This window comes from Rhodococcus sp. FW305-130 (assembly GCF_058788335.1).
In genome coordinates, this window is sequence record NZ_JBYTAP010000009.1 from 134477 (window position 1) to 148176 (window position 13700).

At 63.7% G+C, this 13700-nt stretch carries 9 protein-coding genes; 4 read left to right on the forward strand and 5 right to left on the reverse strand.

All coding sequences use genetic code 11. From position 1 onward, the window contains the following. Positions 1-58 precede the first annotated feature (58 nt). Positions 59-1999: a S9 family peptidase gene (locus AC3WQS_RS26040; protein WP_020968763.1), complete on the forward strand. Its 1941-nt coding sequence runs from the start codon at positions 59-61 to the stop codon at positions 1997-1999. Here AC3WQS_RS26040 and AC3WQS_RS26045 read toward each other — a convergent pair. Then, entirely contained in the window at positions 1989-2921 is a 933-nt protein-coding gene (locus tag AC3WQS_RS26045; RefSeq protein WP_020968764.1) for a hypothetical protein, read from the reverse strand. The two genes, AC3WQS_RS26040 and AC3WQS_RS26045, sit on opposite strands and share 11 nt — an antisense overlap. Positions 2922-3166: 245 nt before the next feature. On the opposite strand from AC3WQS_RS26045, the gene AC3WQS_RS26050 reads away from it, so the two are divergent. Then, positions 3167-4444, forward strand: a complete 1278-nt coding sequence (locus AC3WQS_RS26050) for a DUF6745 domain-containing protein (RefSeq protein ID WP_492713177.1) — start codon at positions 3167-3169, stop codon at positions 4442-4444. Positions 4445-4482: 38 nt separating this feature from the next. Next, positions 4483-4938 carry a DUF8820 family protein gene (locus AC3WQS_RS26055; RefSeq protein WP_020968766.1) on the forward strand — a complete coding sequence of 152 codons (456 nt, stop codon included), beginning with the start codon at positions 4483-4485 and terminating at the stop codon, positions 4936-4938. A 177-nt stretch (positions 4939-5115) separates the two neighbouring features. Here the strand turns inward: AC3WQS_RS26055 and AC3WQS_RS26060 are convergent, their stop codons facing one another. Next, positions 5116-8298 (reverse strand): (Fe-S)-binding protein, encoded by a 3183-nt coding sequence (locus AC3WQS_RS26060; protein WP_020968767.1) that lies wholly within the window; start codon positions 8296-8298, stop codon positions 5116-5118. Between the two features lie 359 nt (positions 8299-8657). On the opposite strand from AC3WQS_RS26060, the gene AC3WQS_RS26065 reads away from it, so the two are divergent. After that, positions 8658-9308 carry a DUF8020 domain-containing protein gene (locus AC3WQS_RS26065; RefSeq protein WP_021343217.1) on the forward strand — a complete coding sequence of 217 codons (651 nt, stop codon included), beginning with the start codon at positions 8658-8660 and terminating at the stop codon, positions 9306-9308. 95 nt (positions 9309-9403) lie between these two features. Here AC3WQS_RS26065 and AC3WQS_RS26070 read toward each other — a convergent pair whose 3' ends face one another. From AC3WQS_RS26070 to AC3WQS_RS26080, 3 genes are all read right to left on the reverse strand, one after another. Beyond that, entirely contained in the window at positions 9404-10714 is a 1311-nt protein-coding gene (locus AC3WQS_RS26070; RefSeq protein WP_029254718.1) for a S1 family peptidase, read from the reverse strand. A gap of 224 nt (positions 10715-10938) precedes the next feature. Next, the gene (locus tag AC3WQS_RS26075) at positions 10939-12279 is read right to left on the reverse strand and encodes a S1 family peptidase (RefSeq protein WP_020906592.1); all 1341 of its coding nucleotides are present in this window, start codon (positions 12277-12279) and stop codon (positions 10939-10941) included. A gap of 109 nt (positions 12280-12388) precedes the next feature. Next, positions 12389-13636, reverse strand: coding sequence for a hypothetical protein (locus tag AC3WQS_RS26080; protein ID WP_492713178.1), 1248 nt, complete (start codon positions 13634-13636; stop codon positions 12389-12391). Positions 13637-13700 lie beyond the last annotated feature (64 nt).

Genomic DNA, 13700 nt, shown 5'->3' on the forward strand with positions numbered 1-13700 from the left:
ACTGTGCAAGTGCATTGTCGGGGACCGTGTCGCGCGACCAGTTGGCTATTGTCGAGCGATGACCCCCAGCGAGCAGATTGCAGCCCCGTACGGATCGTGGACTTCTCCGATCGGAGCAGCGGATCTGGCTGCAGGTGGCCACCCTGTCGAGGGTGGACGATACGTCGGTGACGAGATCTGGTGGGCTGAACTTCGTCCGACCGAGGGTGGTCGGACATCGATCCGTCGATCCGGTCTCGACAACCAACCCGTCGACATCCTCCCCGCGCCGTGGAACGCGCGGACCAGGGTTCACGAGTACGGCGGTGGCGCCTGGACCGTCACCGAGTCCGGAAAACTGGTCTTCAGTGAATTCTCCGATCAACGGGTGTACATCCTCGAAGGAGTCACTCCGCGGGCTCTGACGCCTGAACCCGCGTCGCCGGCCGCGTTGCGATACGCAGACCTGCAGATCGTGAACGGTGAGGTGTGGGCGGTTCGGGAAGCGCACGCGGAGGGCGGGGCGATCACTCGCGATATCTGCGCGATTCCGCTGGACGGTTCCGGCAAGGTTCGCTCGATCGTCGGCGGCTCGGACTTCCTCTCGTCACCGAGGCTTTCGCCGAGTGGAACCAAAATAGCCTGGATCGCGTGGAACCATCCGCAAATGCCCTGGGACGGTACCGAACTGCGGGTAGCTCCACTCGTCGACGGCGTCGCTCAGAACTACTCCGTGCTGATCGGCGGACTTGAAGAGTCCGTCCTGCAACCGGAGTGGATCACCGACGACGAACTCTACGCAATCAGTGATCGCAGCGGCTGGTGGAACATCTATCGAGTCGGCGGCAAGATCACCCCGATCTGCCCGGTGGATGCGGATTTCGGTGGCCCACAGTGGCGCTTCGGTGCGCGCTGGTTCGTCGAACTCGACAACGGGCACCTTCTCACCGCACGCACGGTGGGAACCGACACGCTGGCGGTACTCGATCCGGCGTCGGGGGAACTGCGCGACATCGCGATCCCGGGTGTCACCAGCATCGGCCTCATGCAGGTTCGCGGCGATCGGTTGCTGCTGACCTCGGGAGGCGCGAAACTGGCGGGCGCGCTACGCGAGTTCGACCTCGGTACCGGCGAACTCGCCGAAATCCGTTCGTCGGTCGAAGAATTGCCCGAGTCTGCATACCTTCCGGAAGCGCGAGCTGTCGTGGCTCACGGACACGGGCGAGAAGTTCACGCCGTTGCGTATCCGCCGCGCAGTCCGCGATACAAAGGACTCGACGGCGAACTGCCGCCATACGTTGCGTTTGTTCACGGTGGGCCGACGGCGCACGTCGCCCCGGCCCTCAACCTCGTCTACGCCTTCTTCACCAGCCGCGGAATCGGCGTCGTCGATGTGAATTACGGCGGGTCGACCGGCTACGGACGTGAGTACCGCAACCGGCTGCGCGGACAGTGGGGTGTCGTCGACGTGCAGGACGTCGTCACCGCCGTCACCGGGTTGGCTGAGCAAGGGCTTGCCGATCCGGCCCGCCTTGCCATCGAAGGCGGATCTGCCGGTGGATGGACCGTTCTGGCCGCACTGACGACGTCCGACGTGTTCGCTTGTGGTGCTTCCTATTTCGGCGTGGCCGAACTGGACCTGTTCGTGCAGGAAACTCACGATTTCGAATCGCGCTATGTCGACGGTTTGATCGGCCCGCTGCCGGAATCTGCCGACCTGTACGCGGAACGTGCTCCGCTCAACAACGTCGACGGGTTGAACTGCCCGGTGTTGCTGCTCCAGGGTCTCGACGATCCGATCGTGCCACCTTCGCAGGCGGAGCGATTCCGGGATGCTCTGGTGACCAAGGGTATTCCGCATGCCTACCTGGCCTACGAGGGTGAATCTCACGGATTCCGCAAGCAGTCGACCATCATCAGCTCACGCAACGCCGAGCTGTCCTTCTACGGGCAGGTGCTCGGATTCACCCCACCCGGCATTGCGACGCTCGAGCTGTGGAAGCCTGCGATCAGTAGCTGACGGCCCCGCGGCTGCGCGCAAAGGCCGCGAGGATCCGACCTGCCAGCAGTGACGGGGTCGACAGGTCGGCCCACGTCCACCTCGCGACTTCCCACCCCGCGTCACGGAGTCGGTCTTCGCGGAGCTTCTCGTTCCAGAGCACGTCCTCGGCGCTGCGCCCGGCGGGCACCAGTCGGCCGTATTTGATGCGGCCGTCGAACTCTCCGATGGTGCGCTGCTCACGCCACAGGAAGTCGACGCGGCCGGCCAACCCTCGAGCGTCGTGGATTTCGACCTGGGGTTCGGGGAGTGGTAAGTGCTCCTGCAGGAACAATGCGAGGCTCCGTGATTCACCGACGCTTTCGATGCGCGAGTCCATCGCGGTGAGCGCGTGGAGCGCATGTCGATGGCGCGGATGGTTCGGGCTGAGTGCAAGCGAGGCCGCAACTGCATCTTTGGTCAACGCTGAACGGTGCAATGCTGAATTGCCCACCACGAGAGCCGGTTCGAAAGGGAGCGTCCTCGCGAGATCCGCAACAGTTCGTGCCGGCGTCGTGACGCGTAGGCCGTCGACGTGGGTGACCTCGTCGTCGGTGAACGATACCGAGTGCACGTGTCGTCGAGCGGATTTACGGCCACCGCCTCGTCGGTCCCGAGAGAGGTGCACAACTTCGAGCGGAGTGTTCCAGAGTTCGAAGCCGTGCACCACCGCTGCCGAGATGTGGCTGACCGCTGCATGTGCCGAAGCGGTACCGGCCACAGCCTCGACGCGCAATCGATGTAGCCCGTATGCGTCGAGGTGGGACAGGTGGTCGCTGGGTACGTAGGCACCGCGATGGATTCTGGACCAATTTCCACTCGCGCAGGCCTGCCGGATCTCGGAATCGGTACGACCTGTCGACAGTTGCTCTGGCCGACGGATGATGCGTATTTGTTCCCCCATGCCGATCGATCTTGCTGCGCCCGGCGCTGGAAAGGAAGCCGTGAACCCGGGGCTGTGGATAGCCGTGAGTGAACACCACTTGTCCACAGTTCGAACCGGTTTCGCGTCGCTGGAGAGGGTGTTGGGTGTGGGGAAACGGTGGCAGGTTCTCGGTGTCGCACTCTAGGCAACCCTTGCGTCCGGAGCGTTTGCGTGCCAGGCTGTTGAACTATGACTACAGGAAAGGCGGACACCGCCACCGTCGCGTGAGCGCCGCACCGTTTCGCTCGTCGACGTCACGTCGAGCGACATCGACCGAGAACATCGATATCTTCGATGAAGACAATCAGGCCTTGGAAGCAGTCCGCGACGTATGGCTCGAACGCGGTCTGTGTACACGCCCGGCCGATCGATCCACTGCAGAATCTGCTGTCGCGCAACTATACCGACGATCCGGGCTCCCGAAACCGGAGTTCGTCTGGGTTCAGTCGCCCTCTGCTGGATCGGATCTGATCGCCGCCGAAGGTCTGTCGAACAAGATGTCCTTCGACGGCACTGGACTCGACTGCGCTTGCGGGCACATCGCGAGCATGTTTTCGGCGTCGCGCCGACGTATGAACGCGCGTATCGAACGTCGGAGCATTGACTGGCAGATAGAACGCTGGGAGATGGAACGTCGCGCGTTCGGGGGCGTTGGTGCCAGCGTGTCCGAGGGGTCGGATCAGCGGGGGTCGACTCAGCGGGGTTCGACTCAGCGCCGCGTCAATCCAGCGCGGATCATCAGATCCGCAATCTGGGAATCGTTGCACACCACACTGTTCGACGGCGTGGCAGCTGCGATACGAACGATGTCGACCCCGGTGGCGGGTGGAGTGACCTGGTACGGGCAGCAGGACGCCCATCGAATCGCGTACTACGACACATGCCATCGATACGGTCTTGCGACCTTCCGCTCGGAAGACCGTGAACTTCTCGATGTGCAGACCGCACCGGCTGACTCGACCGGGTGGTGGTGGGCGTTCGACGACGTGTGCATCATGGCGGAACGACCCAGGGTCTTGCACTCGGAGCGGATACCGGGCAGTGCGCGGGGAGAACGCCGACTCCACCACTCTGATTCCCCGGCACTCGAATTCGCAGACGGAACAAAGGCGTTCGTTCTGCACGGAGCGATCGTTCCCGACTGGGTAGTGCTCGACCCGACCGCCGAACGCATCGCACACGAGCGCAATGTAGAGATCCGTCGATGTGCAATCGAGCGGATCGGGTGGGATTCCTACATCGAGCTGGCCGGCCTGACACTGGTCGACCAAGCCGACGATCCCGGTAATGCCGGTTGCCTGCTGCAGCTCTACGCGTCACCGGAGGGCTGGGGCCGAAGTGGACGCATTCTCCTCGCGGTCAACGGTTCTTTCGAACGCGACGGGCATCGGCGTCGATACGGCCTTCACGTACCCGGATGGTTTACCTCCGCGTTGGATGCCGCCGGTTGGACTTACGGCATCACCGGCGCCGATTACTCCCGTCTCGTTCGTCGAACCTGAATCTCGAACCCCCAATCCTCAAACCCTTGGTGATACTTATGAACTCGAACATGACCTTGTCCGCTCTCACCACCCTCACCGGCCTCGATGTCTTCGACTACCTGGACCAGGAAGTGTCCATTCCTGTGATCGACGGACTTCAGGCGCAGGGCGATCTCATCGTGATCCCGTTTGCGCTGCTCGCAAATATCGTGGCGCCTCTGCCATGGACACGCTCTGTGAGAGTGCCGCTCTCGGGAGTGGAGTTGCTGCGAAGCGCGGCGGGCGGTAACCCCCACAGTCTGGTTGCAGACGAAGGGGAGTGCACGTGGTCGACGCCGGTGAAAGATGCTCGGGGCCTTGCGCTCGGCATGCTCGACACCCGAGTGACCGCGTACCTGATCCATCCGGAGCACGGCGCGACCGGAATCGCTCCGGGGCGATACGTCATCGGACGGCAGCAGGAAAGGGGCGTCGGGCGTGCGCGCGGTGCGGTGATGCTTGTCGCAGATTGACAGGGCGACCTCGATTTGGCGGCGGGGGAGTGAGCACCACTTGTCCACGGCGAGCACCGCTTTCCGCGTAGAGCAAGGGATGTTGAGTCGAGGGAAAGGGTGCTCGGTCGGGAGTGGCTCCCCATACAAACACGAATGCCCTCACCGTGACGGTGAGGGCATTCGCGTGTGGAGCGGTTACTTCTTGCGGCCGGGAGCCTTTGCGCCGGCCTTGAATCCGAGCCCACCTGCCTTGGGGGCGGGCGGCGCGGCAGCAGGAGCCGGAGCTTCCGCGGGTGCGGACGCTTCAGCAGGTGCTTCGGCGGCGGGTTCTGCCTTCACAGGTTCGGCGGCGGGTTCTGCCTTCACGGGTTCAGCCTCGGGAGCCGGTGCCGCAGCTGGCGCCGGGGCTGCAGCAGGAGCTGCCTTCCGAGCGCCGGGAGCCTTTGCACCCGACTTGAATCCGAGTCCGCCGGCCTTGGCGACCGGTGGAGCCTTCGGGGCTTCCGCCTCGGCGGCCGGAGCCTCTGCGGGTGCCTCGGCGGGTGCAGCCGGAGCAGCGGCAGGTGCTTCAGCAGCAGGCGCAGCCTTTGCGCCAGGAGCCTTGGCCCCGCCCTTCATCTGCAGTCCCTTGCCTCCGGGAGCCTTGGCGCCGGACGCCAGGCCCAGACCCTTCGGCTTGGCGACGGGCGCAGCAGCTTCGGGTGCAGCAGCCTCAGCTGCCGGTGCTTCCGCTGCCGGTGCGGCAGCGGCCTTTGCTCCGGGTGCCTTGGCGGCGCCCTTCATCTGCAGTCCCTTGCCGCCGGGAGCCTTGGCTCCGCCCGCAAGACCGAGCCCCTTGGGCTTTGCCGCAGGTGTGGCCGGTGCAGCAGCTTCGGCGGCGGGAGCTTCCGCGCTTGCGGCGGGAGCCGCCTTCTTGGCGCCGGGAGCCTTTGCCCCGCCGGCCATTCCGAGGCCCTTGCCTGGTGCCTTGGCGCCGGGAGCTTTTGCGCCTGGTGCTTTGGCGAGGCCCTTCATGGCCAGACCCTTGCCTGCCGGTGCAGCCTTGGCTTCCGGAGTCGCGGCGGCTTCCTCGACTTCGGCGACCCGATCCTGCTCGACAGTCTCAGCCTTTGCCTCAGCAGCGACCGGGGCCTTCTCACGCGGGATCACCTTGATGTTCTCGCCGAGCTGGGCGGGATCGAGGCGGGTGACGGAGTTCAGCATCAGCTGCGCGACGTCGACGACCTCGACGCCTTCGCCCTGGCCTTGCTCCTGGCGGGCAGTGACGCCGTCGGTGAGCATGACGCGGCAGAACGGGCAACCCGTGGCGATCTTCTTGGGGTTGGTGGAGAGCGCTTCGTCGACGCGGTCGACGTTGATGCGCTTACCGATGTTCTCTTCCATCCACATGCGAGCACCACCGGCACCACAGCACATGGAACGTTCGCCGTGACGCGGCATTTCGACCAGCTTGGAGCCTGAGGCTTCCATGAGTTCACGGGGAGCGTCGTAAACCTTGTTGTGGCGTCCGAGGAAGCACGGGTCGTGGTAGGTGACGTCTTCGCTCACGGACGCAACCGGGATCAGCTTCTTCTGGCGCACCAGACGGTTGAGCAGCTGGGTGTGGTGCACGACCTCGTAGTCGCCGCCCACCTCCGGGTACTCGTTGCCGAGGGCGTTGAAGCAGTGCGCACAGGTGACGACGATCTTGCGCTTCTTCTGCTCGATACCGTCGAAGACCGAGTTGAGCATCTCGATGTTCTGCATTGCGAGCTGCTGGAACAAGAACTCGTTGCCGGCACGACGTGCGGAGTCGCCGGTGCAGGTTTCGTCGGCGCCGAGGACCATGAACTTCACTCCCGCGGTGGCGAGGAGTTCGGCGACAGCCTTGGTGGTCTTCTTGGCACGGTCTTCGTAGGCGCCGGCGCAGCCGACCCAGAAGAGGTACTCGTAGTCCTCGAAGCTGTCGGCGTCCTTGCCGAAGACGGGGATCTCGAAGTCCATCTCGTTGATCCAGTTGAGGCGATCCTTGGAGTTCTGGCCCCAGGGGTTGCCCTTGTTCTCGAGGTTCTTGAACAGGCCGGCGAGCTCGGAGGGGAACTCCGATTCGATCAGGACCTGGTAGCGACGCATGTCGATGATGTGGTCGACGTGTTCGATGTCGACGGGGCACTGTTCGACGCAGGCGCCGCAGTTGGTGCAGCTCCACAAGGTTTCGGCGTCGATGACCGGGGCCATCTCACCTTCGACGGTTTCACCGACGAGCTTGCGGTCGGCCTCGAGGCGTGCGGCCTCGGGGATGGCTGCGAGTGCGGCTTCCTTGACGTTGCCTTCGCTGTCGACGAGTCCGATCTCGTCGCCGCCCATGTCCTTGCGTCCACCAGCGAGCAGGTACGGGGCCTTGGCGTAGCCGTGGTCACGCAGCGACATGATGAGCAGCTTGGGGGAGAGCGGCTTTCCGGTGTTCCAAGCAGGGCACTGGGACTGGCAACGCCCGCACTCGGTGCAGGTGGTGAAGTCCAGCCAGCCCTTCCAGGAGAAGTCTTCGATGTTTCCGGCGCCGAGAGTGTCTGTGTCGGGGTCGACGTTCTCCATCGTCAGGACTTTGCCCTTGGACATCATGGGCTTTGCCGCGCCGAGCGCGACGGTGCCGTCGTCTTCACGCTTGAAGTAGATGTTGAAGAACGCGGAGAAGCGGTGCCAGGCGACGCCCCAGGTGATGTTGCGGCCCACGATCGCGAGCCAGATCATGCCGGTCATCAGCTTGACGAACGCGAACACCGAGATCATGACGGGGCTGGCGGGAAGCAGTTTGGCGACCTGCATGGTGAAGAAGTCGGTCCACGGGTTGGCGTGACCGTAGGTCGCGATCTTGCCGGCCTTGACCATGATCATGCCCAGGCCCTCGAGCAGGACGATGCCCTCGATGACGTAGGCGGCCTTGAAGTTGGAGCCGCCGAACCGGGACAGGCGCGCAGGCAGGCGCGGGTGGTTGAGCTGACGGATCACGATCAGCGTGGTGATACCGATGACGGTGCCGAGGCCCAGGATCTCGTCCCACAGGTGCCACGCCCACGTGTTACCGAAGATGGGCCAGTGGAACTCGGGGTTGAACGTCTGGCCGTAAGCCTCGAACCAGAGCAGGAATCCGCCGAGGAAGCCGACCATGACGAGCCAGTGGGCCCAGCCGACGCTGCGGAACTTGTTCATGCGCGTGTGCGCGATGAACTCGATGATCATCTGCTTGAAGCGAGGGAAGAACGGGCGCCATCGATCGGGTGCCGACTGGCCGATGCGCACGGTGTTGAACATCCTCAGCGCGCCTGAGAGGAAGATGTACCAACACACCAAGCTCAGCAGAGCACCAATCGTGCCCAACGTAATCGTCAGGGCATTCATGTCGCGGCCTTTCGTTTCAGGGCGACGCGTCGGCCACCTCGGGACAGCCCACTGATACTAACCTGCGTTATGTTACCCGCCAGTAACTAGCATTACCAGCCTGTAGATACCGACTGGTAACCGCTCGTGGCCTGGAGAGATCAATCTTCTGCGTCGGACGGGCTTGGTCAAACGCAGACATGTCTGGTCGTCACGTTAGGCGGTGGCCGTCGGGCTCCTTTCTGTCAGGCAGCCCTAACTCGGTTTCCGGGCAGGTGAGGACAACCGACCGGCTGTTATCGTTACGCCCGTCACGCACAGGGGAAACGGGTGGTGTGAGTCATCGACTTGCGCCCGCTCGCTCCCGGGGAGGATCAAAAATGTTCATTCGTAAAGCTGCGGCCATCGCAGCGATGACCATTGCCGCTACGGGCATCGCTGCAGGTACTTCTTACGCAGCTCCGGAGACGTCACCCGACGTTTCGTACACCGCCGAGGTCGTCGACCAGGCTGTTGTCACCACCATCGATGCCGGGGCATTCCGGGTATCGGGTGACGGCACACACGTCGACTTGCAGAACAGCCAGGGCGCAACTCTCGTGAGCCTGCCGCTCGCGTTCAACCTCGGGGACGTTCAGTTCCCGTTCGACGAGACCATCAGTGAGGACGGCAAGACCCTCACCCTCAAGCCGAACCTGGACCCGGCCAGCTCCAAGCCGAAGCCGGTCGCTGCCGAGTTCACCCCGGTTGCTTCGCCTGACGAGGATCAGAAGGCAATCGAGAAGTTCCAGTCACAGCTCGGGCTTGCCACGCAGATCGGTAGCCTCACCGGCACGATCGTCGGAGCAGTCATCGGTTGCATCGTGGGTCTGCCCGGCCTGGTTATCGGCTGCCTCCCCGGCATGGTCACCGGTGCCGGTATCGGTGGAGTCGCCGGTACCATCCTCGCCGGCGGCGGAACCGCAATCGTCGCGGGCATGGACCTGATCAAGGTCCTGAACGCTCCGGCCGGAACAACTCTCTTCCAGTAAGCAGCTCTACCGGTTAGACGTCACGAACGCCGAAACGGGCGCCACACCTTCGAAAGGTGTGGCGCCCGTTTTGCTGTCTCGGGGAATGCGTGCGATCAGTAGTCGCGAACCTTCAGGCCTGGATTGGCGGCGAGGATGTCGTTGATCGGCGTCGCGTACTGCGTCGGTGCTTCTTGTCCGAACAACGTCTCGGCCTGAGCGATCTCGCAAAGGGGAGAGGTGGCGACGTTGGACGCACTCGTGATGCCCACTGCCAACGTTCCGGAGACGATGGGGCCACCGCTGTCACCCTGCAGGACGCAGATGTTGGTGGTGAAGCCGTTGTCGAGGGTGTGATCCAAGACCTTGGCGACGCGGTTGACGCCGGTGACGACGCCGCAGCTGAAGCCGGTGGTCGATCCCGCCTTGCAGACCGGGGCGCCCACAATGGGATCGGCGGTACCGGTGATATTGACCGAACGGTTGAACGGGACCCGCACGCTGTTGTTCTCGAAGCGGTACTTCGCGTTGTCGTCGATGTTGATGATCGAGTAGTCACGCCCGTCGAAGCTGCTCTTGGCGAAGTATCCGACGCGGGGCCCGGTCTGGTTGTTCACCATCGGGAAGACCTGGCTGGAGTTCGAGGTGCCGGCAGCGGCACGGTTGGGATCGCAGTGACCGGCGCTGATGTTGACCGTGCGTCCTGAACCGTCGGTGCCGTTGAAGCCGAATGAACAACGCAGTCCGGTGTTACCGGAGGTCGCGCCGAAGGCGTCTCCGCCCAGTGCAGCGTCGCCGGTTGCGGATCCGGTTGCGGGAATGAGGTCCGCGACGATCGGGGGAACCAGTAGCGGAGCAGCGGTGTGGACGACGGTCCGCTTCAGGAACTCAGGCAATTCGATGCCGGCAGCAGGATCGGCGGTGAGGGCGACTCCGTTGCCGACCACGTCGACGGCGATGCCACGCACGAGGTCTGCGACCTCGGCAGGCTGCGAATCGAGCCAGGTGTTGAGTGCCGAGAGTTGACCTTGCAGAGCCTGCTCGCTCTGCGCGACGTCCTTGACCTCGAAGCCGGCCTTCTCGGCGGCCTCGCGGGCAGCATCCTTGTCGCGACCGTCAGCGAGAGCGACGATGCCCTTGCCGAGGTCGTCGAGCCACACGCCGGCAAAAGAGTCGGGAAACTGGACGCGCGCGATGGCGGCGAACTCTGCGAGCTTCTGCGCGAGTTCGGAACGCGAGACGAACTGGTCGGGCGTCAGCGCCAAGTCGTGCTGTAGGGCTTCGGCGAGTTCGACGGGCAGATGGGCTGCCTGATCGGATACCCCGGATTCATTCGGTTCTGCGTTCGCGACCGCGGTAATCGGTCCGAGGAGCAGCAGCGCGGCCGAACCGAACACTGCGGCGCGACGTGCGATGGAGCTTCGCATGTGGGCCTTTCCACTTCGTTGACCGCGTACCACCCCCCTGGGAGCACACGGATACGGCTCACGGACTTGTGGTGAGCCGATCACAGTCGACCATGACTATATGGGTTCGAACGCGCTATTCCCACCCGTTACATGAGCAAACAGCGCTGACCCCGACCGACAACAGCACTGTGCCCGCCGATCAGAACAGATCGGCGGGCACAGTGCTGTGAATCAGGCGTTGGTCAACCCGCAGTGCGAACGCGGATTCCGGAACCGATACCGCCACCGGATGCACGATCTGCAGCGTCGAGGATGTCTCCGACCGGGATACCCAGATTCGAGGTTCCACCGGAGGTCGCGAGTACCAGGTTCGCTTCGTTGCAACTGGGTGCGCCGCTGCTGTTGGAACCGCTGGTGATGCCCAGCGCCAGGGTTCCGGAGACGATGGCGCCGCCACTGTCCCCGGCGAGGGTGCACGCGGTACCAGCGAACCCGCGGACGGTTCGTGAATCGCCGTCAGCCATGACCAGTTGTGTTTCGACGCGATCGGCTGCCACGACGCCACAGGTGAAGGACGACGTCTGACCCGACTTGCAGATGGGAGCGCCGATCACGGGACGTGCTGTTCCGGTGATCGCGAGGGTGGTCCCGTTGGCACCGCGGACGGCAGCGCGGTCGAGGCCCGCGTCGATGCCCGACTGGTCGAACTTGATGACCGAGTAATCGAGATCACCGGCGTTGTTGCCGACGGAAGACTGTGAGAAGGCGCCGATCAACTGACTGTCGTCGACGTTCGCGTGATTCGGCAGGTAGACCGGCGACTTCGAGCCCTCGGCCGGATTGCAGTGTCCGGCACTGATATTGAGTGCATTGTTCTGATCGTCGACGGCGTTGAACCCGAACGAGCAGACCGAGATGTTCTCGGTCGGCGTCTCGCGAATGGGACCTGTCGACGTGATGTAGGTGTCGCCGCCGAGCGCTCCGGGATCAACCGATCCGCCACCGTCCGGGCTGAGAACGATCTTGGTGTTCTCGAGCAGGGTCGGAAGATTGAGTGCCTGCCCGACGGGGCTGTTCGCAACGTCGATGACGACCTGGTTGTTCAAGACGTCGATAGTCGCCGAATTGACTGCGCGTGATATTTCCTTGGGAAGCCCGGCGATCCATCCGTTGACGTCGGCCAGCGTCTTCTCGAGGGTGTCAGCGGAGACGGGGGCGACGTGGGTGCGGTATCCGTCGTCGGCCGCGATTCGAGCAGCTTCGGTGGTGGTGACGGCTACGACGGGTTGACCGTCGAGTCCCATCCATGATCCGGCGTAGTCGCCGGGGCGCTCGGACTTGAATTCCTGGGCGTACGCGCCGAGTTCCTGAGCTTTGGCAGCGCGGTCGAGATACTCCTGTGGGGAGATCTTCAGATCGCGTGTGATCGCCTCGACCAGCTCAGCCGGAAGCTGGTCGGCTTCGAGCTGTTCGACATGCGTGTCGGAGGCGGGCTCTGCCGATGCCGTCGTGGTGAATGGAGCTGCGAGCAGTAGTGCCGAGGCGCCGACCACAGCGGTGCGGATCGCCAACGAGTTACGCATGAAATCCCTTCAAGTCCCCGGCACCGAGCCGGTAGGTACCGCACCCACCATAGGGGAAAAGTTTCGACGAGGAATATGCGCCTCCTGTCTGGCTGTTCAATCTTTCTGTCTAACTTGGCATTCCGGGTCTCGGGGCCAATGGCATGACGGGCATGTCGGGATTCGGCACCACCGGATCGGTTGTGTCGGTCGGGTTGGAGGGCTGCGTCGGCGTTGTCTGTGTATCAGTGGGGTCGGTTACGGCGGGAGTGTCCGGGGTAGCCGGATCGATCGGATTCAGCGGTCCGACGACCGGCGGCAGGTTCTCGATCCGAAGGGGGTCGAGCTGGATGGTGATCGGCGATCCCTGTTGCGCGGGGACGTTCGCCGTAGTGGATTTCTCGGTACCGGTGCCCGGACTCGCCGGGATGGGCTGGGATTCGGATGAGGTCGATTCCGCTTCGGATGACCACGACTGCGCCGTCGGCTGCGCGCCGAGAGCGGGTACTTCCGACGGGAGCGAGGTCGCTGAGTGCGAAACCGTGCCGGACGGACTCGCCGCAGTGGCGGGCGTGGTGCCGGTGGGCAGGGGAGATTGTGCGTCGAGAATCCCGGGCGCTGAAATGGTCGGAGTGTGTCCGATGATGACCGCGGCCGCACACCCCGACACCGTCAGAAAGACTGCGGCGGCGGCTGCGGCGATGATCGGTCGGCGCTCCGATCGCCACTGACGATTCAGCCAACCGTCGACGCTCGGTGCTTTCGTGCCCGGTACTTCCACGCCGGATTCCGGCTCCGGTTCGATCAGGACGAACGGCGGAAACTCCTCGATGGTGTCCTCTGGCTCGGCAAGATCGGTTGGCTCGGGTTCGGAACAGGTAGAGGTGATCGAGTAAGGCGCGGCCAACGCTGCGGCTCCGCGGGCTGCACTGTCGTCGGCATCCGGATCCGCGAGCCAGGCCGCAGAGGCTTTCTCTTCCGGAATCAGTTCGACGCCGTCGAGATCCATGCTGTCGAGTGCGCCGCGCAGTGCGTCGACGGAATCGCTCGACCAACCTGCCGGGATCACCGCAGAGATGTTCAGGTTCTGATCAGTGAGTGTTCGGACCTCCTTGACCAGGCAATACATTGCTGTCGCTACGAGTTCCTCTCCTCGCGTCATGTGCTCGGAGAAGTTGTCGGTATCGTCAGTTCCGACCCTGTCGAGGAACCCGCGCAAGCCGGTTGACCCCAACGCGGTTTCACCTAGCTGCACGGTGCCGTCAGGAGCGTGGTGCAGCACCGATTCGCGTTCGAGGATCACTGGTTCCGAGTCGGGCTTCGCGATCGCAGCAATGCTTCGTTTATTGCCGACGGCGAGTTCGACTCCCCACTTCATAGCGATCCCCGTTTCACAGTTACCGAACTTTGCTCGGCATGCATGTCCTGATTCCTGTGAAAAC

Bases quoted from the DNA above. Each gene is read 5' to 3' on its own strand.
- AC3WQS_RS26040 (WP_020968763.1), top strand. From the start codon at position 59: ATGACCCCCAGCGAGCAGATTGCAGCCCCGTACGGATCGTGGACTTCT.
- AC3WQS_RS26045 (WP_020968764.1), bottom strand. From the start codon at position 2,921: ATGGGGGAACAAATACGCATCATCCGTCGGCCAGAGCAACTGTCGACA.
- AC3WQS_RS26055 (WP_020968766.1), top strand. From the start codon at position 4,483: ATGAACTCGAACATGACCTTGTCCGCTCTCACCACCCTCACCGGCCTC.
- AC3WQS_RS26060 (WP_020968767.1), bottom strand. From the start codon at position 8,298: ATGAATGCCCTGACGATTACGTTGGGCACGATTGGTGCTCTGCTGAGC.
- AC3WQS_RS26065 (WP_021343217.1), top strand. From the start codon at position 8,658: ATGTTCATTCGTAAAGCTGCGGCCATCGCAGCGATGACCATTGCCGCT.
- AC3WQS_RS26070 (WP_029254718.1), bottom strand. From the start codon at position 10,714: ATGCGAAGCTCCATCGCACGTCGCGCCGCAGTGTTCGGTTCGGCCGCG.
- AC3WQS_RS26075 (WP_020906592.1), bottom strand. From the start codon at position 12,279: ATGCGTAACTCGTTGGCGATCCGCACCGCTGTGGTCGGCGCCTCGGCA.
- AC3WQS_RS26080 (WP_492713178.1), bottom strand. From the start codon at position 13,636: ATGAAGTGGGGAGTCGAACTCGCCGTCGGCAATAAACGAAGCATTGCT.